We start from the raw sequence: 21,519 nt of genomic DNA, 5'->3' as shown, positions 1-21,519 counted from the left end.
GAATTTATGGTTTTTTCACGTCAGGAATGTCAGTGGAAAAACGGGCTGAAATGGCATCCCGTTCATAACCTTGCCGTTGAGTTAAAATAGAATACATTTCGGGCCGACGGCCATAAATCCAGCGCCGTCCCGTGCTGAGTGGGATTAACGACAAATCTAATTCAGCACTGACCATCACATCGGCGGCTTCCCAGGTTTCATTGATGATACGGCCATAAGGGTCCAGTATCATGGCATTGCCGGTACGAACTTCATCATCATCCGCGCCAATACCATTACTGAAGAGAATAAACAGGCCATTATCATGCGCACGGGCTGGTAACCAACGCATTAACCATTCCCGACCATTCACGCCGCGAATAGCCGCCGTCATTTCCGCTGTTCTTTCCGCGCGTTGCTGCCAAAGATCGAGTGGAATAGGTTTCATACCATATGGGCTACGTGAATACGTTCCGCCAGTTTGATGCGGTGCTAATAATATATCAGCGCCAAGTAAGGTGGTTGCGCGCACATTTTCCACCAAATTGTTATCCCAGCAGATAAGAATGCCGACTTTGACGCCCCAGGGGGTATCAAAAACCGTGTAAGAATCACCGCTGCTGATAGCTGAGTGTTCAAAAGCATGCAGTTTGCGGTGCGTGTGCACCGAGCCATCAGGCATACAAGCGACATAAGCATTATAGAGTCGCCCGTCGTTCCCCTGTTCTATCAGGCCGACACCAATCAACATTTGATGTTTCAGCGCCAAAGCCCGCACCAAGGCAATCGATGGGCTGCTTTCAATCGGCTCAGCCAAAGCGGTCACTTGCGCTGCCGTCAATTTAGGCACATGCCAATATCCCGTAATGCACATCTCTGGGAAAGCCAGTATTTTGATGTTTTTCAGAGCTGCCTGCTCAATAAATCTTTCAATAACCAATAGGTTGTATTGCTTATTGTTGGCCTGATGCTGGAATTGTACCGTTGCTGCGGTGATTAATGGTAATTCAGTCACATTATCCTCCAAGGATATCTATTGCTGATTTTCATGACTGGTATTACAGCAGCGCTATTGATAACTTTATAATGAATGATTTTCCTTTTTTGATTACCAACAGGAATGAATAAGTGAATATAAAGTTGCTGAAAGCCTTTGTGATGCTCGCACAAAAAGGCAACTATGGCGATGCCGCACAGGCCCTGTGCGTGACGCAACCGGCACTGACCAAGCAGATTAACTTGTTGGAATCGATGCTGAATATTCACTTGTTCACCCGTGGGCGACATGGCGCGGCGTTGACACGCAGTGGGCAACAATTACTCGCACAAGCTGAGAAAACGGTCAGTCAATCCGAGTTTTTTTTGCAATCTGCCGCCCGCGTTGCTCAGGGTATTGAAGGGTTGCTCGCCATCGGGTTTGGTCTATCGACTTTCTATACCGCGCCACAGTGTATCGCCCAATTCCGACAGCAATTCCCGGCGATTTCTATCACCCTGGAAGATATTCCCTCGGCGCAACAATATGCGTTATTAACGCGCGGTGAACTGCAAATTGGCTTTGTGCGTGCTCCTCCCACAGCGGTATTGAATTTTTATCCTTTATTTGACGACCGCTTGGTGCTGGTGGCACCACAAAATAAAACACACTCCCCCGATGAGTGGTTAAAATACCTGCCATTGCTGCGTTTATATACTGAGCGTGGGCGTGGACTCAATGCACAAACCGATCTATTTTTGCAATCAAACCAATGGTATGCGCCCACGACGCAAGAAGTTGAAGATATTCAGACCATACTGGCGCTGGTGATTGCTGGTATCGGCGTTGCCTTATTACCGCAAAGTGTGGTGCATATTGCGCCGCCTGGCATAAATATCATGCCACTCAGTGGAGAGAATCTCAGTTGGCAAGTGGGTATCGCCTGGGATGATCGCATACAAGATTGGGTACGGGATAATTTTATCCAGCAGGTGATGGGGTCAGTCGCATCAAGCTGATTTGAAAAAGAAAAACGCCACGGACTGCCCGCAGCGCTTCATTCTTATTGGTACTTAATTTTCTTATCAGTAGTGATTAGAATGCGTACTTAAGGCCCGCCGTCACGCGGCTGTCATTGTAACCACTGCCACCTATTTGTTGACCAATATTGGCCCAGGTATTGCAATTTTTATTCAGTTTACCTTCCGCCCCAAGTTTTATTTCACCCACGTTGCGGCTGCCAGCCTGACTCACTGTAATATTATCCATCGCGACACCGGGATCTTTGCTGTTATGTAGCCAGTTCACTTCCGAGTAAACCGTGAACAGCTTATCCTTGCCTTTATCCTGATCACTGACACTATCACGCGCCACTCGAACACCGATTCGGGTATTGATAACATCCGCTCCTGTTGATTGAACTTGGGTATTACTGTCATCATGCACCGTATCTGCTTTCTGTCCATCCCAGATAACCTGCGCCTGTGGCGTCACAAACACATCACCGTTGACACCATGATACACCGGCATGCGGTAACCACTTTCAACCGAGGCACTCAAACCATTGATGTTATAACTTTGCATTGCCAACTCATCGCCCTGCTCGCTGGCATTGAGTTTGCTGTATTGCAACCAGCTATCCACATAGGCACCCTGCTGATTTTTGGCATCCTGATACCAGGTGGCGTAAATGCCGGCACTGTAACCATCCACCGTGCCGCGTGATTTATAACCGGTGCGGTTAGATTGGGTCTGATTATTGTTATAACCATAACCGGCCATGACACCGACACCCAGGCGGTCATTCTTCCCTATTGCCGCATTCAATACTTCGCCGCCACCTTGCACCACATAAGCATTGGCGGTGCTGTGTAACTGGCCGCTGCCATCACTGAAGCCAGTGCGTGAACCCACCTGACGCAGCCACATACTTGAGTTTTCGGCGCGACCTTCGCGGTCATTGAGTCGCAAGTTGAACAGGGTTTGTGCCGCAGCTAAATTGGCCATATAACCGCCAGCTTCTGGGCGCAGTGTTTTGCTACTCGCCGGAATGTCTTTAGTGGCACCGCGACCACTATCGTCACCACCACCGGTATCGCCACTAACCGGAGCGATGCCACCAAAGGTTGAACGCAAATACCAGTCTTTGTTGTCCGGGTCAGTCAGTGTGCCTTGTTGCAGAAAATATTCATAAGGCCCGGCCACCGCACGGCCCAGCAAATTAAATTGCCCGTCAGACTGACGGCCATTGACCGTGATAATTTTAATACCATCATAGGTTTGAGCGCCCTCGCCGTGTGCGCTCTGAACGCGGATATGACTCTCACCAGAAGTAGAACCATTGATTATCAATTTGTCTGTTGCAGCATTATCCGCTGCCATATCTGTATCAAAGACGACTGTCCCGCCCTGACCATGGTAGTCACCGTTGATGGTGAACTCGCCATGTCCCTCACCGGACAATGCCTGCCCCACGATAAGATTACCGGCATTGTTCACCTTGCCGGTGACGCTGCCATAACCACCGAATGTCCCGCTCTGTTCAATATTGACGTCACTGATGAGATGACCGCGGCTCAAGCCAGTGCCAATTTGTAATATCCCACCGTGTGAGACATTGGCTGCCGCCCCAACGCCACTGTTGGTCAATTGGCCGGTGATGATTAATTTGCCGTTTTGTACCTCCAACGCTGAAGTGCTGGCCGCCGTGGTCGTGACATTGCCGCCCAGAGTCCAAAGACCGGTGCCAATGGCTGAAACTGAGGACAATCCACTGAAATCATTAGTGGCGGTGCCATCACCCAGCAATGCGAGGGTGTTATTGCTACCGCGACTTACCACTTTGCCATTGATAACGCTGCCGGTATCTAATATCAGCTGGTTATTACTGCCACTAAGATCAACCGCCGTGCCATTGGTGCCGGTGAGGGTGCCGGTGTTATTGATTATCATCCCGGCATTGCCCTGGATAGCAATGGCATTTGGCCCTGTAATGGTGCCGCTATTCGAGATAGAGCCGCTGCTGTTACCCCGCGCAAGGATACCCGCGGCCCCATTGGCGCTAATGCTGCCCGCATTATTCACCGAAAAAATACCACTATCAGATAAAATACCAGCACCATCGCTACTGACCAGCGTCCCGGTAGCACTTTGGATAACTGAACCTCCGCTAGCCAAGCGGACCCCGCTGGAATAACCACTAATGGCGCCGTCATTCCAAATAGCGGCCAATGCTCCGCTGGATACGATACCGTAACCGCCAAGGCTGCTAATCTGGGCATCGACATGGTTAACGACAACCCCCCCATTCTCCAGTTTTACACCAGACACACCGTTTCCGGCTCGGTTTGCCGCCAGAATGCCGTAGTTATCCAGCTGAGAGCCAGCGGCCGTTTTAGCGTCGAGATGAACCACGCCTGCGGCGACAGAATAGTTTGGATTATCAATCACTGAACCATAAACAATCAGCCGCCAGTTGGCACTATTATCACCATAAATCGCGCTATCAGTTATGGCTGTAATGGTGGCATTATCAGCCACCACAAATTGGGTTTCTGGCCCCAGCAAGGATAAATAAATTGGCCCGGACTGGGTATTAAGTGCGGTTTCAGCTTTAGCGTCAACCACAGAAAATCCGCCTAATAACACCAGGCAGCTAACCATAAAAGTTTTTATAAAGCGGTAAAATTTATGCATATAAACTCCGAAATATAGATAGCAACGCTCCGCCCACGATTGATGGAATGAGGTTTTTAGATTTAATTAAATTTGATGAGTGTTAGTTTTATTTAATTTGTCAGCGCCAAGTTTGTTGCTGCTTCTTTACCTTAAAGAAATTAAACAATGAGTGATTCATGTTTTAATCTTGAATATAATTCAGATAATGTTCTGACACCAAATTTCGAGTAGATCTTTGAACGATGACTACAGACGGTTTTCTCACTGATAAATAATGTATTGGCTATTTTCTTGTTGGTTTCTCCAGCCAGGATTTTCTTTAAAATGGCTGATTCTTTATCTGTTAACATATAAAAGTAATGTTTCGATGAAACGTATTCACTTGGTGAGAATTCGCCATGTCGCGCGATAAATCCATCAATAAATGCACCGAGATATTTAGTCAATTCATTGATTCTAATCTTCTTTCTTAAGACTAGTTCAAAAAAAGATGAATAGAATCTATAATAAATTAAAAACTCCTGATCGTTACAAAGTGCAATTGACTGTAGGGTGTGATTGGTTTTTTTAAGATCATTTATCACATGTATTTTCTCAGTGTAAAACATACTATCAAGATCGAATATAATGACATTATTCACGCTACTTCTTAACATGTTGATTACAGCTTCATCAATGACTGTTACATGAAAGAAATTGACTTTAATTAAATGAGCATAATCGATATCACTGATGCTCTGAACCAGTTGGCTGAGGGAATATGCCAATAAATCAGAATCACTATAAAAAAATAAATTGATCTTTTCAGTGGCATCATTAATTCCACAATTATTATGTGGGTATTTGAAATATTCTATTTTCATAAGCGGCATTATCCTTACGAATCCCCCTATAAGTCATTAGGATTGCATTTATAATTCTTCAGAAAAATCCGATGAAAAATATAAATTGAAAACGCTTTATGAGGTTCGTGAGGTAAATCTAGGCTCTGTAAGTATCAATTACTATCGTCAAAGCTAAAAGTTAGTTTTTGAAAATCAAAAAGTGCTGTCTATACTGATAGTTAGCCAAATAATATTTGGGAGCCTGCGTGAATAGCTCACTTGATTTGAATCTCACCCGCGTTTTATGCGCAATTGTCGAAACAGGAACGGTGTCGCAAACGGCGGTAAGGCTGGATATGAGTGCATCCGCCGTCAGTGTGGTGCTGAATAAACTGAGAAGGCATTACAACGATCCGATTATGTTTAGAGGCGGAGCTGGCATGCAGCCAACCGCATTGACACTTGAATTATATAAAATTTTCAAACCTGCACTGGAAATGATGGATTCAGGGGTCAATAAAAGCGCGCTGCTTAACCAGCAAGGTGTTGCTATGCGTACCCTCAGGATACGGAGCAGTTCATTAGTTGAATTCTGGTTGCTTGGCTACATGATGCAAAATCCCCCGCAGGGTCACTCGCTGTCGTATGAATTTCTCTCCAATCAACCCTCAGTGCAAAAACGGCTTGAGTTATTAAGAAGACGGCAAATCGATATTGATATTGGTTTTAGTCTGGAAAATGACAGTGCCATTCAGCGCTACCCGCTATTTCAGTCCAACTCGGTATTGGTATGCCGACATGACCATCCACGGGTCAAAGAAGCCATTACCCTTGAAGAGCTAAAAGCTGAAGAGTTACTGGGGTGGATCTTGCCGCAGGACGCCGTCGAAAAAGAACAATATTTGGTTGCATTCGATGATATTTATACGGTTCACCGCACTTACCGCAGCACCTCATTTAGCAACCTGTTGATACATACTGCTCACTCTGATGCTCTGATGTTTGCTCCGGCACTCTTTGCCCGGCAAATGTGTGCAATTTTACCGCTGAAAACAGTTAAAACAGCGTTTCTGGATAGCAGTAAACTTAATATTTATGCGCATATCCATAAGGCGCAAAAATCCGATCCGGTGTTACAACACATTATTGGCTTGTTTTCTCAGTTGGAGGCAACGAGTGCGTTACCCCTCAGTCGCGAGGGGCAACAACAGTGATATTAACGGAAAGGAGGTTCGTTAAAGGTGCGCAATTTACGGGAATGCAGTTGGTCACCCTCCGTGCGCAGCAAATCTATGGCCCGAATACCAATCTGCAAGTGCTCGGAAATGGCACCTTCATAGAAGTGATTCGCCTGCCCCGGCAGCTTGATTTCACCATGCAACGGTTTATCTGACACACACAATAATGTGCCGTAAGGCACCCTGAATCGATATCCTTGCGCCGCAATCGTGGCACTTTCCATATCAACCGCCACCGCACGACTTAAGCTAAAACGCAGTGCAGAAGCCGAGAAACGCAGCTCCCAGTTACGATCGTCGGAAGTTACGACCGTTCCGGTACGCAGCCGTTGTTTAACTTCAACCCCCGGCATACCGCTCACCGCTTTGGTGGCGTCATATAATGCCCGTTGAACTTCAGCAATACTGGGGATCGGAATATCCGGTGGCAGCACCGCATCCAACACATGGTCATCACGCAAATAAGCATGAGCCAATACATAATCGCCAATCGCCTGGCTTTCACGTAAACCACCGCAATGCCCGATCATCAGCCATGCATGTGGCCGCATTACCGCCAGATGGTCACAAATGGTTTTGGCATTAGAGGGGCCGACGCCAATATTCACCAGCGTGATGCCATGCCCGCTTTCTGCGATTAAATGATAGGCCGGCATTTGGTATTTTTTCCACGCCAAATCAGATGTTGTCTTCTCTGGCTCGGCATTTTCAGCGGTGATGTAACTGCCACCGGCGCAAGATAGTGCCTTATAAGGGCTGGAGGGATCCAGGATCTGCTGACAGGCCCAGCTGACAAACTCATCAACATAGCGGCTGTAATTGGTAAATAGAATATAGGGCTGAATATGTTCTGCCGGTGTACCGGTGTAATGTTTGAGTCGTGCCAGGGAAAAGTCTGTCCGTAGCGCATCAAAATGCGATAGTGGGAAATCTGCGCCGGCAATATCAATACCGTCAGTGATGCCATCACAGATTTTGGCCAAATCGGTGGTCGGGAAATGTTGGGCCAGCCCTGCGGTCATCGAGCGGTCGAGAATCAGGTCAGAGCCATCGATAACAAAGGGATACGGCATTTCTTGTTGTGACGGTGTCACTTCAAACACCGCATTGTATTCACTTTCGAGTAATGTCAGCTGTTCAGTCAGATATTCTTTGAATAATGTCGGCCGAGTGATAGTGGTGCTGTATTGACCGGTGCGCGAAAAACGGCCATAAGCCCTGGTGCGTTGATGATCGCGGAATCGGCCATCCCAACTGACACTCAACTGTGGATATGAAAATAAGCCCTTCGCCCGGTCACCCACATCAGGCAAAGCCCCATCGCGAATATAGGCGCTGATAGCATCACGCAATGCGCTCAGCGCCGCCTCGTATAATGTCTCCAGCCTCTCTATTGCCTCAACGGCCGAGAGATGAGTTGTCGCTTGTGATTGATTCACGGTATTTCCTTCCGTTGGCTTTGTCAGCAATCTGATTTGCTGTTTTGATAATCTAAATGTCTTAGCGCGAAAATACTAATGATTCAACATCTACAGAAACGTATACTTGCCGCAAGCGCCCACCGCAAAACAATACCGAGCCAGTAAGATGAGCGAAGCAAAAAACAGTTGGGTTACCGCCAGTGATGTTGCCAGGTTAGCGGGTGTGTCTCGTTCCGCGGTTTCACGCACCTTTACTCCCGGAGCCTCTGTTTCAGAAAAAACACGCCAGCGCGTTCAGGCGGCAGCAACTGAACTTGGCTATCAGGTCAATATTATTGCGCGCTCAATGATAACCGGCAGCAGTAATTTTATCGGATTAGTGACAGCGGGTTTTGATAACCCATTTCGCAGTAAATTGCTGGCTCCATTGGCTCATAATCTGGCGATTCAAGGGTTTATGCCGCTGTTGATGAACGCCGATGACCCCAAACAATTGGAACCTCAGCTACGAGAGTTACTGAGTTACCATGTGGCCGGTGTGATCCTAACCTCTGGCGCTCCCCCCCTCTCGTTAGCCGAAGAGTATCTCGCCAGAAAAATCCCTGTCACCTTGATCAATCGCCAGACCGAACTGGACGGAGCGGACCAGGTTTGCAGTGATAATGCGCAAGGTGCGACCTTGGCGGCCCATCATTTGTTAGCTCAGGGGGTGACTGTCGCCGGGTTTATTGGTGAAAATGCCCACAATTTCAGTACCCGCCAGCGCCATCAGGGGTTTGAGCAAGCATTGACAGCCCACGGGCAACCACTCGCGAGCATTTTTTGTGAGAGAGGTGGTTATGAAGCGGGTTGGGATGCTGCTGCGGCCTTAGTCGCACAGTGCCCTGATCTCGATGGGCTATTCTGTGCCACCGATATGCTGGCAATGGGCGCAATGGATTATTTACACCGCCATCTGCCCCAGCAACCGATTCGAATCATCGGTTTCGATGATATCCCACAGGCAACCTACGCCGCCTACCAATTAACGACTATCCGGCAAGATACCGACTGTTTGGCGCAAACTGCGGTAAATTTACTGGTAAATCGCATTCGTCGCTTTGAACAACCGTCGGTACAAAAGACCATTCCAGTGGAATTGGTTGTTCGACAATCAGCATAAAATGAATGATTTGTTTTATGTGCAAGTGATCACGGAATAATATTTTCATTATCGCCATTATCATGTAGCAGAGTTGTTATCGGCTACATAAGTTTCTTTGTTTGCACACGAGTGCAAAATTAACAAGGAGTATTGGATATGACCAGATTAAGCGCGACGGACATTGATTCCCGTTATCAATTTGCCTGTGATGTCGCGAAAGCTGCTGGTTTTATGGCATTCGGTTTTTACCAGCAACGGCAAGAGTTAGAGATACAACACAAAGGTAATGATTTGCAAGATGTGGTCAGTATGGCTGACCGCGAAGTCGAAGCATTGACCCGCAATATGATTGCACAGCGCTTCCCAATGGATGATTTCTTGGGGGAAGAAACCGGCGGCGGTCATACCAATGCCGCTTGTACCTGGGTGGTCGATCCGATAGATGGAACTGCCTGCTTCCTGAACGGGCTGCATACCTGGTGTGTTTCTGTCGGTGTAATTGTCGATGGCGAACCGGTTATTGGTGTGGTTTACGATCCCAATCATCAGGAACTGTTTCATGCCTGCCGGGGGGGCGGTGCATTTCTCAATGGTAAACCTATCCAGGTTCATCCGGGCAAAGATGTACGCGATGGAGTGATGGGAGTTGGCACCTCACACCGTGTCACGCCAGAGGATTTCCTACCCTTCCTCAACCATTTGCTGCATGCCGGAGGCATGTTTATGCGCAGTGGTTCCGGCGCATTGATGACCGCGCAGGTGGCTGCCGGGCGGTTGATTGGCTACTACGAGCCCCATATGAATGCGTGGGACAGCCTGCCAGGGATAGTTCTGGTACGTGAAGCCGGCGGCATAACCAATAACTTTTTGGCTGATGGCGGGCTGCAAAAAGGCAATGTGGTCTTGATGGCCAACCCACAGGTTTATCAGCAACTAACTGAGTTTGTTAAACAACCATTGAAGTCATAGCTGATCGAAGTCGTGGGCGGTGCCTACTACTTACTTACTTACTTACTTACTTACTTACTACTAACTTACTGTCTGGAACAGCAACATCATTCTGATTATGTACCCTACACACTCACAACAATATTAAGGATGAATCGCTCCCCTTACGGAATCTCGGGAGAATGCTTAATCAGCATGCACTTTGCTTATCCGCTATTTGGAGTGAAATTATGTCTGGTATTTTCGCTTTCTTTAAAGCTGCACCGGCGATAGCCCCGCAAGGGGTGTTTAATGAGAAGAAGTTTATCACTCTACGCTGGGGCACGTTTTTGTCGATGACGGTGGCTTATGTGATGTTTTATGTTTGCCGTCTCTCTTTTACCGTCGCCAAGAGTGCATTGGTGGAAATTGGCATCACCCCAACCGAATTGGGCATGATTGGTTCGGCGCTGTTTTTCTGTTACGCCATCGGTAAGTTAGTTAATGGTTTTATTGCTGACCATGCCAATGTCGTGCGGTTTATGAGTTTGGGGCTGCTGCTCAGTGCCGGTATGAACTTTATGATGGGCACCACTACCAATGCCCTACTGCTGACACTATTTTGGGGTATTAATGGCTGGGCGCAATCAATGGGAGTTGGCCCTTGTGTGGTTTCATTAGCCCGTTGGTATGGCGATAAAGAACGGGGAACGTTTTACTCCATTTGGTCAACGGCACACAATATTGGTGAGGCTGTCACCTATATGGTTATTGCTGCTGTTATTGCCGGTTTTGGCTGGCAGTTTGGTTATTTCACCACCGCCATGCTGGGCGTGGTTGGGATTGTCCTGATTTTGCTGTTTATGACTGACTCGCCACAAAGCGCCAGCTACCCGCCTATCAGTGTGATTCGAAATGAGCCAGAAAGTGTGGCTGAAGAGAAAACCTCAGTATTGAAAAGCCAACTTTGGTCACTGCGTAATCCGGCATTATGGACACTCGCATTAGCTTCAGCATTTATGTATATCGACCGCTATGCGGTGAATTCTTGGGGTATTTTCTTCCTGCAACAAGCGAAACAATATACCACGCTGGAAGCATCAGGCATCATCGGGGTAAATGCTATCGCCGGTATATTTGGCACTATTATCGCCGGTATTTTATCAGACAAATTCTTTCCGCGTAATCGCAGTGTTATGGCCGGAATAATAGGTTTATTAAATACGTTTGGTTTTGCCTTAATGATATTTATGCCTCGAAATCATTATACCGATATACTAGCGATGATTATTTTCGGTGCCACAATAGGTGCATTAACCTGTTTTCTTGGCGGCTTGATTGCCGTTGATATTTCATCCAAGAAGGCTGCCGGCGCAGCGCTGGGCACGATTGGCATTGCCAGCTATGCTGGTGCCGGGTTAGGTGAGTTTATTACTGGGGTTATTATTGATAAAACCTCCGTGATAGAAGCAGGCAAAACACTTTATAACTTCCATACATTATCAATATTTTGGATTGTTACCGGTTTGCTCTCCGCCCTGCTCACTTTTATTACCGCAGGTATTGTGGCCAGAAGACAAACAACAAAACAGGTTGAGAGTCTGACATGACACTTTATTTATAAAACAACTTATTTATAAAACAGCTTATTTATAAAGTAACTTATTTATATTAAAAATATAGCTGACTTAATGCGGCGTTCCAACCTATTTTACCGTGCCAAAATTGATTAAATGTTGCTATTGCAAAAGGTGTTGTCACGTCTGTTGTCTTTGGGTCAGTCAATAATACCCTGTAACGGAAAAACCAGTTTCGTTGCAGGGTAACTCCTGAGAACCCGCTTTACTGGTAAACAACGCCCCATTTTGCCACTTATTCCCGCGTTTGATTCCCCTTCGCTGATCTTAAAATAGTCGCTGTCGCAGATAACACTTTATTTTCTGCTTTGAAAAGGTCTTTTTGCGTGGCGAAATCATTTTTACGCAGTGGTAGTTTGGACGATATTCTGGCGTTGGGCGAAAACGGACAACCGGTTTATGCTGCTGCACTTCAGATTAGAGAGGCATTGCGTCTCAAGAAACAGCAGCCGATTGCCGATTGCCTGGCGATCCCTCAGCTCAATGAACAAGGTGACCGTATTGACTGGTATGCGCCAATTGAAGGTAAAGTCACCTCTTGGGTTGCAGCCAGCACCACAGAGCGAAAATCCGCGATAAAACAACTGTCTGCCTGCCTCTCCAGTGCCAATGATTTATGTCAGCGTGCCCAAAAATCAGATAAAGCCGCTCAGCGGTTATTCGGTGTGTTACTGGCCAAAACCCTGCAATTTCCCGATCAGAATCATGTTTATCTAGTGGCAGGCAAACCGGTACTGACTTTTTGGGGATTTGTCAGTCAGGATCAGAAAACACGAACTGACCCACTCGATTGCTTACGACAAACGGCTGAAGCTATTGAGCCGACGTTCTCACCACTGAGCGTTGCACCACCTGCACCGGTCGCGCCGCCGGTTGCCGCGATTAGCGAACCACTACCGCCAGTCGACATTGCGCCAGCCATCGAGCCGACGCCAGAACCCGCACCGCCGTCGCTGCCTGAGAAAAAGACACCTCGTTGGCTGCGCTTTAGCTGGGCATTGCCCGTTGTGGCATTAATTATCGCCTTATTCGTGCAATTCAGTGGCGGAATACCGGAAAGTGCTTCAGCGGCTCCAGAGGTTAAGCCTGCGGTGACTAAAGATAAGGTGGCTGAAGATAAGGCAGTTAAAGATAAAGCCGAGCCTGAAGCCAGCACACCGATTATCAAGATGACTCAGCCGCAGTTGGAGCCAAAACTCCCGCTAGAACATGCCACTATTGTTCCCCCGGCACCTGTCGTAGTAGAACAGCCGGTTGCTGCACCAGAGTTAACTGCCGCACAGAGCAAGAGTGCGCTGATCCTCCCGTTCGATGCGGTCAAGGTGGGTTCGACCGCCTTCCTTAATGGCAACTGGCGCGTCAGCCCCGATATTAAAGCCGCCCAGACCGGTAGAGCACCGAGCCTGAAATATCAGATTAAGAATGGTAAAGGCACGGTAAAAATTACCCACGGTGACAACGTCACCTGTCAGGCCAATATTACCGCCGGACTCATGAAGTCGGGGAATTTGGTGATTAACAGCCGCTATAGGGCGCAGTGTAGTGATGGTTCAAAATATCAAATGCCTGAGATCGTCTGTAAGCAAGGTCTTACCGGTATTGCTGATTGCAAAGGCCGTTATGATGCCAATACCACACTTCCAATGACGATGAAGCGCGAGACTAAATAATATTATGCTGGCAACGATCACTGACTATAAACAGAAAATTTCGCTGATTCAGAATAGTGGCATCCAGTTTTTGGACTTCGCATTAAAACCTGAATTTGATAGCGAATTGCCGAATAAATTTGTACGCAAAAGTGCCAATGGCCCGCTATTACGGCTGAATTACCATGAACATAATGGCAAATATTCACTGATGGTACCGGGCGCGGCCCCTGAGATTGTAAAACCGGAATTTAGCTTCCCGCTGGAACAGTCACTTAAGCTGCTGAATAAAATTTGGCTCCCCCTACCGTTCCTGCGTTTTAATCCCCCGCGCAGCTTCACTAATGGGCCGGATAATTGGGCCAGAGTACAAATTTTAGTGTTGGATAGCCCTGATCAAGATGGCAATACCTTACGGGTTACCCTTGCTTTTGATACCAAGGTTTACGCTGAAGGTCATGCTAACGAATATCTCGCGCCCAATGAAAACGATATCAAAACCGGATTAAGTTTCGCGCTGGCATACCATAATGAAGAATTAGCCGAATTTCTTGATTTGACCTGGGTGGATGGCTGGTTACGCGAAGTCTTTATTCAGCAAGCCTCTGAGCAAGAAGAACGCACCGCTCGCCATATTAGTGCATCGCTGCGCGAGTTTGAATATCAAGCCCACTATCTTAATTTACTGGAATTACTGGGCAGCCAAGTGGGTGTGCCAGAGATCAAAATCAATACCAGCACCCTGCAAGAACCCGCAGTGAATGTCGACCTTATTCTTGATGTCGGTAACTCTCATACCTGCGGTATTTTGGTGGAAGACAGTAGCGACGAAAGCCATGGTCTGAAACAAACCTATGAATTACAAATCCGCGATTTGAGTGAGCCTCACCACCTTTATAATGAGTTGTTTGAGAGCCGGGTTGAGTTCGCTCAAGCTAAGTTCGGTAAACAGAATTTTTCAGTAGAAAGTGGCCGTGATGATGCTTTTGTCTGGCCGTCTATTACTCGTGTCGGTAATGAAGCCAGCCGTATGGCGCTGCACCGATTGGGTACCGAAGGTTCTACCGGTATTTCTAGCCCACGCCGCTATTTGTGGGATGAAGAAACCTATGCCCCAGGCTGGCGTTTCAATGAAACGCAAACTGCGCAACTACATGAACCCTTAGCCACCGCATTGCCGCTGACCCATCTGGTGAATGATGACGGCCAGCCCCTGTACAGCGTGCCAGTTGATGAGCGGCTGCCAGTATTTTCGCCACATTATAGCCGTAGTTCATTGATGACATTTATGTTATCGGAGCTACTGGCACAGGCGCTGATGCAAATAAACAGCGCAGCACAGCGCTTGAAAATGACTCATGCCAACGCCCCGCGCCAGCTGCGGGCCATTATTCTCACTCTGCCGTCAGCCATGCCCAAACCCGAGCGGGAGATTTTCCGCCGTCGGATGAATGAAGCTATTGCACTGGTGTGGAAATCCATGGGTTGGCATCCAGCAGATGATAATTTTATCTTTGAGCAAAAACAGGTCTCTGAGCAAGACCGCGCTAAAAGCCTGGTCTTGGTGCCGACGGTTCAGATGGAATGGGATGAAGCCACCTGTGGTCAGATGGTTTATCTGTATAACGAAACCCAGGTTAACTTCGGTGGGCGTACTGCCGCGTTTTTTGCCAGCATGGCACGGCCAGACAAGCAACTGGAGTCGGGCGAAACCGCAGGGAAAACCTTACGAATCGCCTCAATTGATATTGGTGGCGGCACCACGGATCTAGCCATTACGCAATACTGGTTGGATGATGGTATGGGCAATAATGTCAAAATCAGCCCGCGTCTACTGTTCCGCGAGGGGTTTAAAGTCGCGGGTGACGATATTTTGCTGGATGTTATTCAGCTCTATATTTTGCCAGCCCTACAGGCTCGGCTGAAGAAAGTTGCTATTGCCAATACTGATGCGCTGATGGATAGGCTGTTCGGTAATGATGGCCGAATGGATGGGCAATCGGCGTTACGTCAGCAAGCCACCTTACAGATATTTATGCCAGTAGGCCGAGCTATTTTGGAAGCTTATGAAAGCTTTGACCCACTGGATACCAACGCAGAGATCGACGCCAGCTTTGGTGAGCTATTATCGCAGCAACCAACATCGAAGGTGTTGGAATACATTAACAGCGAAGTTCAGCGTGAACTGGCCGCCGATGCTGGGGCATTTGATATCTTGCAGGTGCCGCTGGTATTGAAATTAAGTAAATTGCACGGCGAGTTTTTATCTAACCGGATGAGTATTACTCAAAACCTGCGTTCGCTGTCCGAAGTGGTATCGCTCTACAGTTGCGATGTGTTGTTATTGACGGGGCGCCCTTCGCGCTTCCCAGGCATTCAGGCCCTATTCCGCCACTTACAGCCGCTGCCGAATAACCGTATTCTTTCGCTGGATGGATACCATACCAACGATTGGTATCCATTTAACAAACAGGGCCGAATCGATAATCCTAAATCCACCGCTGCGGTGGGGGCAATGCTGTGTTTGTTGTCACTCGATTTACGGCTAGCCGGTTTTTACTTCAAAGCCGGTGACTTCCAGCCTTATTCGACCATCCGCTATCTTGGCATGCTGGACAGCAATGATGCCCTGACCGATGAAAATGTCTACTATCGCGATATCGATCTTGATAGTACGGATTTTACCCTGCCATCTGACGTGCGCTTTCAGGTCAGAGGCACATCATGTCTGGGGTTCCGCCAGCTTGATAATGACCGCTGGCAAGCATCCCCGCTCTATACCTTATCGATTGTCGATCAAGAACTGGCGCGTAAAGTTGCTGGAGACGGTGCCTTGTATGTCAGATTGAAACTCGTCAAAGGTGATGACAAAACTGGCTTTGACAAAACTGGCTTTGATAAAAACAGTAGCCCGGAACGTTTTGAGATAGCTGATGCGGTACTGCAAGATGGCAGCCGTGTTCCACTACATCATCTGCGTCTTAAATTAAACACACTAGCCAGCAATGGTTCAGCATCAACCCATTATTGGATTGATAGTGGGAGCGTATTTAAAAAATGAAATCATTAACCAGCCGACAGCTCAATAGCCAGTTGCAACAGGTTACACAAGGCATTGATCAGACGATTGATTGGATTAACAATACGCGCCAACATGCCATTCGTTTGGATATTGAAGCTGATCAACTGACCGTCAAACTGCGTCGCCAGCGTAATAAGGCACGCCATCTGGCTGAAATGTCATTAACACCAATGAGTATTGGCTTTTTTGGACAATCTCCTGCCGGAAAACAGCATTTGATTTCAGCGCTGATTGCCGATGAAAACGGTCAGTTGGAAACCACCCTGGCGGGAAAGACACTTAACTTTTGGCAGCAAATTAAACCCGGCTACCAAGCCAGTGGTCTGGTGACGCGATTTAGCCACCAGGTGGCTATCAATCATGAAACTTATCCAGTACAACTTTCGCTACTGAATGAAATTGAACTGGTCAAAATAGTGGTGGGCGCGTATCTGCGCGATAGTCAGCAAGACGTGGTGCAGCACTCACTGAGTGAGCAACATATTACCGATCATCTCCAGCAATTGACGCTGCGCAAGCAACAGACTGCGATTGCCGGGATAACCCCTGATGATGTCATTAGCCTTTGGGATTATCTGGTTCGCCATGATGCACCGCGCCAAAAGAGATTGGAAGCGCACTTCTGGCCGGTCGCCATTGAATTGGCACCTTATTTACGAATTGATGATCGGGCTAGTTTATTTTCGCTGCTGTGGGCCGAATCGCAGCCATTGACGGATGCTTATCGTCATTTTGCCTATACATTACAGCATCTGGATAGCGCACCACAATTACTGGCCCCGCTAAGTGTGTTAGTCGACGACATGTTGTTGCCTGCCAACGGCATTATGAATGTCGCCACGCTCAATGATCTGAACACCCCTGCTGATACTCAGATTCAAGTACTACCCTTGAAAGAAACTCTTGCCGGAAAATCGGTGACATTGTCACTAGCTGAGTTAACATTTTTAGCAGTGGAACTACAGATCCCATTACGGATGTCTGCCACTGAAAATGTATTCGAATCGGTAGAATTATTAGATTTTCCTGATTTTGGTGATGAATTCGATACGCCAACGCAATTATCGCATTCGCCCTATGCGCTGGCGTCGTCGTTATCATGGGCAAAAAACGCCTATCTCCTTGAGCGTTATACGGAGAGGCAACAAATCAATATGCTGTTGGTCTGCAATGCCGTGAGTCACCGTAGCGACGTTAAAACTGCGGGTAAGTCACTGGATTATTGGGTTAAACAGTCTCAGGGCGAAAATGCCCAAGTGCGTTCGCGCCGTAATCCTGGCCTTATCTGGGCGCTAACACCTTTCGACCAGCGTATTGCTTCTAATGGCGCAAAAGCTTCAGATGGTGCAAAAAACCATGACGAAGCGGTACAGCGCTATGTTGGTCAGCCCGGTGATAGCAGTTGGGGTACCTTGCTGGCATTGGATACTCGCGGCATAGAACGCATGGTGAGTTATCTGACACAAGAAATTCGCCGTGATATTAAGGCCGAACGCATCACCGAGCAGCTTAATGAACTGCAACGCGAATTGACTGAGAACATGCTGGCCAGTTGGTATCAGCCAGTCACCAATGAATCACAACAAAAGCAGCGCATCGCAGAAACGTTGCTTAAAGCACTGCAAACCCGAACCGGCCTGCATGGTGAGTTGCTGGAGCGATTATTACCTGCGCACGATGAGTTGCGGGCTTTGTATTTGCAACAACAAAATCGGGTTGCTGAGCTGATAACCGCTGGTGACAGTCATCACGATCCGTTCAGTATTGGCATTGATATTGACTTGTTTAGCGACGCATCTTTATCACCAGAACAACCGACGCCAACTGCTATGCAGTCTGGTGGGGATGATGAAACTCAATATGCCGCGAATGTGCAACGCTACTGGGTTAATCACCTACGGCAGTTACCCGATAACGGGCCGCTCATTGAGTTATTGGGGATCACCAAACCGACTATTGAGTTGCTAGTCGCTGAGTTAATAACCGCCAGCATTCGATTAGATGTCACCGGGCAATTGGTTAAAATACTGGCTGACAATGAGCAAATCAGTTTGCATCGCGACACTAAGGCCGATCGTCAAGTCTCTCGCGCCCTGACGGTGTTGGGTGATTTCGTGGCCTGGCTCGGATTCCTACAAATCAGTGAAACTCAACGGCCAGATAGCCGCATTAACCGGGGTTATAAGATTTTTGCGCGCATCCCGACATCCGCAACACCGGTAGGCGCAGCACAAAGGCTGACCAAATTGGCCCCCACACCCACCAATAATACGGCATTTTATATTTATGATTGGTTGGTAGGCTTAGGTGAAATGATTATTCACAATGAGGGTTATTCCGCCAGCAGTGAAATCAGCGAGCAGCATCAAGCACAATTAGCTGCCATATTAAAACCCATCCAGCCAATAGCGGTGCTGTAACCTATTTTTCGCCCTTCCCAGTGCAATTCTGGGAAGGTTTTTTATCTGAAATGAGTTCTCCTTTATTTTTCAGTTAATTAAATACTGACTCACTTGATATCATCTTGCATCACTTTGTGATCAATCTTCGATTTTTGCATTCTGGCTATTCGCCGCTCTTGTACCTTTTATAAAAGCGTGTTTATCTCTTAAGGCTCACTACACTTATTTTACTTATTACACTTACAACATTTATTGATGAGATACCCCGTGAACTATTCCACTGCCCATTTCGCTCTACTAAACGCCGCGCATGTTGACGCGGTAGTCGTCGTGCGCGTGGTGGTGGTAGTGGTCGGCAGCGCGCCGTAACGGGTACCGAATCCAGAAAGATTCCCAAACCCCGCCGGCGCCAGCCGAGCGGGGTTTCTTTTTAGCCCCACTCTGTTAGCTACCGGCCCTGATGAAGGATATAACCATGCGTTATACAGGCGCCCAATTAATAGTTCGTTTGCTGGAACAGCAAGGCATTACCACTGTTGCGGGCATTCCAGGTGGAGCCGCGCTTCCGCTGTATGATGCTCTGGGGCAAAGTCGCATTATCCGCCATGTACTGGCGCGGCATGAGCAAGGCGCAGGTTTTATGGCTCAGGGCATGGCCCGAGCCTCAGGACAAACTGCGGTCTGTTTGGCATCCAGTGGCCCAGGTGCGACCAATTTGGTTACCGCAATCGCCGATGCCAAGCTAGATTCGATTCCCCTAGTTTGCATCACCGGACAAGTATCATCCTCAATGATTGGTACTGACGCATTCCAGGAAGTCGATACCTACGGCATATCGATCCCTATAACCAAACACAATTATCTGGTGCGTGATATCAGCGAATTGACACGAGTCATCCCGGCGGCATTTCGCATTGCACAATCTGGCCGCCCCGGCCCGGTATGGATTGATATTCCCAAAGATGTACAAACGGCGGAAATCGAGCTTGATAACCTGCCGGAGCCAGGCTTCGCCGATAAGCCCTGCCCGATTGACCCTATTGCCATTGCAACCGTCGCGCAAATGATCAACAGCGCTGCGCGGCCGGTGCTCTATCTTGGCGGCGGAATCGTCAGTTCTGAAGCTCATGAGCAAGCTATACAACTGGCCGAACAAGCCGGTTTGCCCACCACCATGACACTAATGGCATTAGGCACCATGCCGGTTGACCATCCATTATCATTAGGTATGTTAGGTATGCATGCCGCGCGATCCACCAATCTCATCATGCAACAAGCGGATTTATTGATTGTGCTCGGTGCGCGATTTGATGATCGGGCTATCGGAAAAGCCGAACAGTTCTGCCCTGATGCCAGTATCATTCATATTGATATTGACCCGGCTGAACTGGGTAAAATTCGCCGGCCACATTTGGCGATGAATGCGGATATCAAGCAGGTATTAACTCACTTGCTACCCTTGATCGAAACACAAACGCGCAGTGAATGGCGTAGCAAGGTTAGCGATATGCAGCGCGAATTCCCATTCAATCAGCCCAACAGCGAAAATCCACTGTGCCACTATGGTTTGATTCGTGCCGCCGCCGCCGCATTGGATGATGAAACCATTATTACCACCGATGTCGGTCAGCATCAGATGTGGGTGGCTCAGGCCTATCCTCTGCATCGCCCCCGCCAGTGGTTAACCTCCGGTGGGCTGGGCACTATGGGGTTTGGTTTACCCGCGGCAATTGGTGCCGCACTGGCCAAACCGCAAGCAAAAGTAGTGTGTTTTTCCGGTGATGGCAGCCTGATGATGAATATTCAAGAGATGGCGACGGCTGCGGAAGAGCAACTTAACGTTAAGATTATTTTGATGAATAACCAGTCACTCGGGTTAGTCCATCAGCAACAAGACCTGTTCTTCGGTAAGCGAATTTTTGCCGCAGACTACCCTTATCGCACTAATTTTATTCATATTGCAGAAGGATTTGGTTTCTCAACTTGTGACCTCAATACTGCCAGTGATCCTTATAGCGCATTGCATGAGGCATTAAATCGCCCTGGCCCGGTACTTATTCATGCTCTGATTGATGTAGATGAAAAGGTATATCCAATGGTGCCGCCGGGTGCGGCAAATATCGATATGATTGGAGGTGAATAATATGACTGGTCAACTCGTCTCTTCTGCACGCGTCACGCTATTGTTAACAGTACGCAACCACCCTGGGGTCATGTCCCATATCTGTGGTTTATTTGCCCGCCGCGCCTTTAACGTTGACGGGATATTGTGTATGCCACTGGCTGGCGGCGAAGAGAGCCGTATTTGGTTGCAGGTATTAGATGACCAGCGTTTGCAGCAAATGATAAGCCAACTGGAAAAACTCGAAGACGTACTTCAGGTTTGCCGTTTTGACTCAGAAATGCCTATTTTTGATCAAGTTGAAGACTTAGTCGCTAATCAACGGTAATAGCGCATTCGCATTTACCCATACTGGCCGGCGCAACGGCTGGTATGGAGAAAATAATAAGGGCGGTATCGACAATATATCGTTAACCGCCCTTATTTCATGAAATCGCGTT

Annotated in this window: 15 protein-coding genes; 11 read left to right on the top strand and 4 right to left on the bottom strand. The window is 47.9% G+C overall.

Annotated features, from left to right (window positions below):
• Positions 1–4: 4 nt before the first annotated feature.
• Positions 5–994, bottom strand: a complete 990-nt coding sequence (locus tag QSV56_RS07850) for a nitrilase family protein (RefSeq protein ID WP_050121840.1) — start codon at positions 992–994, stop codon at positions 5–7.
• A gap of 113 nt (positions 995–1,107) precedes the next feature.
• Between QSV56_RS07850 and QSV56_RS07845 the strand changes: the two genes are divergently transcribed.
• Positions 1,108–1,974, top strand: coding sequence for a LysR family transcriptional regulator (locus QSV56_RS07845; RefSeq protein WP_050131582.1), 867 nt, complete (start codon positions 1,108–1,110; stop codon positions 1,972–1,974).
• A 76-nt stretch (positions 1,975–2,050) separates the two neighbouring features.
• Here QSV56_RS07845 and QSV56_RS07840 read toward each other — a convergent pair whose 3' ends face one another.
• Positions 2,051–4,651, bottom strand: coding sequence for an autotransporter outer membrane beta-barrel domain-containing protein (locus QSV56_RS07840; protein ID WP_050131581.1), 2,601 nt, complete (start codon positions 4,649–4,651; stop codon positions 2,051–2,053).
• A 140-nt stretch (positions 4,652–4,791) separates the two neighbouring features.
• Positions 4,792–5,496: a LuxR C-terminal-related transcriptional regulator gene (locus QSV56_RS07835; protein ID WP_301211799.1), complete on the bottom strand. Its 705-nt coding sequence runs from the start codon at positions 5,494–5,496 to the stop codon at positions 4,792–4,794.
• A 227-nt stretch (positions 5,497–5,723) separates the two neighbouring features.
• Between QSV56_RS07835 and QSV56_RS07830 the strand changes: the two genes are divergently transcribed.
• Positions 5,724–6,671 (top strand): LysR family transcriptional regulator, encoded by a 948-nt coding sequence (locus QSV56_RS07830; protein WP_072086036.1) that lies wholly within the window; start codon positions 5,724–5,726, stop codon positions 6,669–6,671.
• A gap of 2 nt (positions 6,672–6,673) precedes the next feature.
• Here the strand turns inward: QSV56_RS07830 and QSV56_RS07825 are convergent, their stop codons facing one another.
• Positions 6,674–8,134, bottom strand: a complete 1,461-nt coding sequence (locus QSV56_RS07825; protein ID WP_050131576.1) for an AMP nucleosidase — start codon at positions 8,132–8,134, stop codon at positions 6,674–6,676.
• Between the two features lie 148 nt (positions 8,135–8,282).
• Here QSV56_RS07825 and QSV56_RS07820 point away from each other — a divergent pair, with 148 nt between their 5' ends.
• The 9 genes from QSV56_RS07820 (at position 8,283) to ilvN (ending at position 21,407) form a co-directional block, all read left to right on the top strand.
• Positions 8,283–9,278, top strand: a complete 996-nt coding sequence (locus tag QSV56_RS07820) for a LacI family DNA-binding transcriptional regulator (RefSeq protein ID WP_020424080.1) — start codon at positions 8,283–8,285, stop codon at positions 9,276–9,278.
• Positions 9,279–9,416: 138 nt separating this feature from the next.
• Positions 9,417–10,229: an inositol monophosphatase gene (locus QSV56_RS07815; protein WP_050157838.1), complete on the top strand. Its 813-nt coding sequence runs from the start codon at positions 9,417–9,419 to the stop codon at positions 10,227–10,229.
• Between the two features lie 209 nt (positions 10,230–10,438).
• Complete coding sequence (locus tag QSV56_RS07810) at positions 10,439–11,797, top strand: MFS transporter (protein ID WP_013649894.1); 1,359 nt, start codon at positions 10,439–10,441, stop codon at positions 11,795–11,797.
• 353 nt (positions 11,798–12,150) lie between these two features.
• Complete coding sequence (locus tag QSV56_RS07805; RefSeq protein WP_046050931.1) at positions 12,151–13,494, top strand: SrfA family protein; 1,344 nt, start codon at positions 12,151–12,153, stop codon at positions 13,492–13,494.
• 4 nt (positions 13,495–13,498) lie between these two features.
• Positions 13,499–16,534 carry a virulence factor SrfB gene (locus tag QSV56_RS07800; RefSeq protein ID WP_301211791.1) on the top strand — a complete coding sequence of 1,012 codons (3,036 nt, stop codon included), beginning with the start codon at positions 13,499–13,501 and terminating at the stop codon, positions 16,532–16,534.
• A complete protein-coding gene (locus tag QSV56_RS07795; protein ID WP_301211789.1) occupies positions 16,531–18,975 on the top strand; it encodes a putative virulence factor in 2,445 nt (814 codons plus the stop codon). Before QSV56_RS07800 ends, QSV56_RS07795 begins: the two co-directional genes overlap by 4 nt.
• 237 nt (positions 18,976–19,212) lie before the next feature.
• Entirely contained in the window at positions 19,213–19,326 is a 114-nt protein-coding gene (locus QSV56_RS21945; RefSeq protein ID WP_005178915.1) for an ilvB operon leader peptide IvbL, read from the top strand.
• A 106-nt stretch (positions 19,327–19,432) separates the two neighbouring features.
• Positions 19,433–21,100 (top strand): acetolactate synthase large subunit, encoded by a 1,668-nt coding sequence (ilvB, locus tag QSV56_RS07790; RefSeq protein ID WP_019079406.1) that lies wholly within the window; start codon positions 19,433–19,435, stop codon positions 21,098–21,100.
• A 1-nt stretch (position 21,101) separates the two neighbouring features.
• Positions 21,102–21,407, top strand: a complete 306-nt coding sequence (ilvN, locus tag QSV56_RS07785; RefSeq protein ID WP_019083103.1) for an acetolactate synthase small subunit — start codon at positions 21,102–21,104, stop codon at positions 21,405–21,407.
• The last annotated feature ends 112 nt before the right edge of the window (positions 21,408–21,519 follow it).

The organism is Yersinia sp. 22-579, assembly GCF_030433455.1.
Taxonomy (GTDB): domain Bacteria; phylum Pseudomonadota; class Gammaproteobacteria; order Enterobacterales; family Enterobacteriaceae; genus Yersinia; species Yersinia enterocolitica.
This window is presented reverse-complemented; position numbering and strand designations above follow the sequence as displayed.

Bases quoted from the DNA above. Each gene is read 5' to 3' on its own strand.
- QSV56_RS07840 (WP_050131581.1), bottom strand. From the start codon at position 4,651: ATGCATAAATTTTACCGCTTTATAAAAACTTTTATGGTTAGCTGCCTG.
- QSV56_RS07835 (WP_301211799.1), bottom strand. From the start codon at position 5,496: ATGAAAATAGAATATTTCAAATACCCACATAATAATTGTGGAATTAAT.
- QSV56_RS07820 (WP_020424080.1), top strand. From the start codon at position 8,283: ATGAGCGAAGCAAAAAACAGTTGGGTTACCGCCAGTGATGTTGCCAGG.
- QSV56_RS07815 (WP_050157838.1), top strand. From the start codon at position 9,417: ATGACCAGATTAAGCGCGACGGACATTGATTCCCGTTATCAATTTGCC.
- QSV56_RS07810 (WP_013649894.1), top strand. From the start codon at position 10,439: ATGTCTGGTATTTTCGCTTTCTTTAAAGCTGCACCGGCGATAGCCCCG.
- QSV56_RS07800 (WP_301211791.1), top strand. From the start codon at position 13,499: ATGCTGGCAACGATCACTGACTATAAACAGAAAATTTCGCTGATTCAG.
- QSV56_RS07795 (WP_301211789.1), top strand. From the start codon at position 16,531: ATGAAATCATTAACCAGCCGACAGCTCAATAGCCAGTTGCAACAGGTT.
- QSV56_RS21945 (WP_005178915.1), top strand. From the start codon at position 19,213: ATGAGATACCCCGTGAACTATTCCACTGCCCATTTCGCTCTACTAAAC.
- ilvB (WP_019079406.1), top strand. From the start codon at position 19,433: ATGCGTTATACAGGCGCCCAATTAATAGTTCGTTTGCTGGAACAGCAA.
- ilvN (WP_019083103.1), top strand. From the start codon at position 21,102: ATGACTGGTCAACTCGTCTCTTCTGCACGCGTCACGCTATTGTTAACA.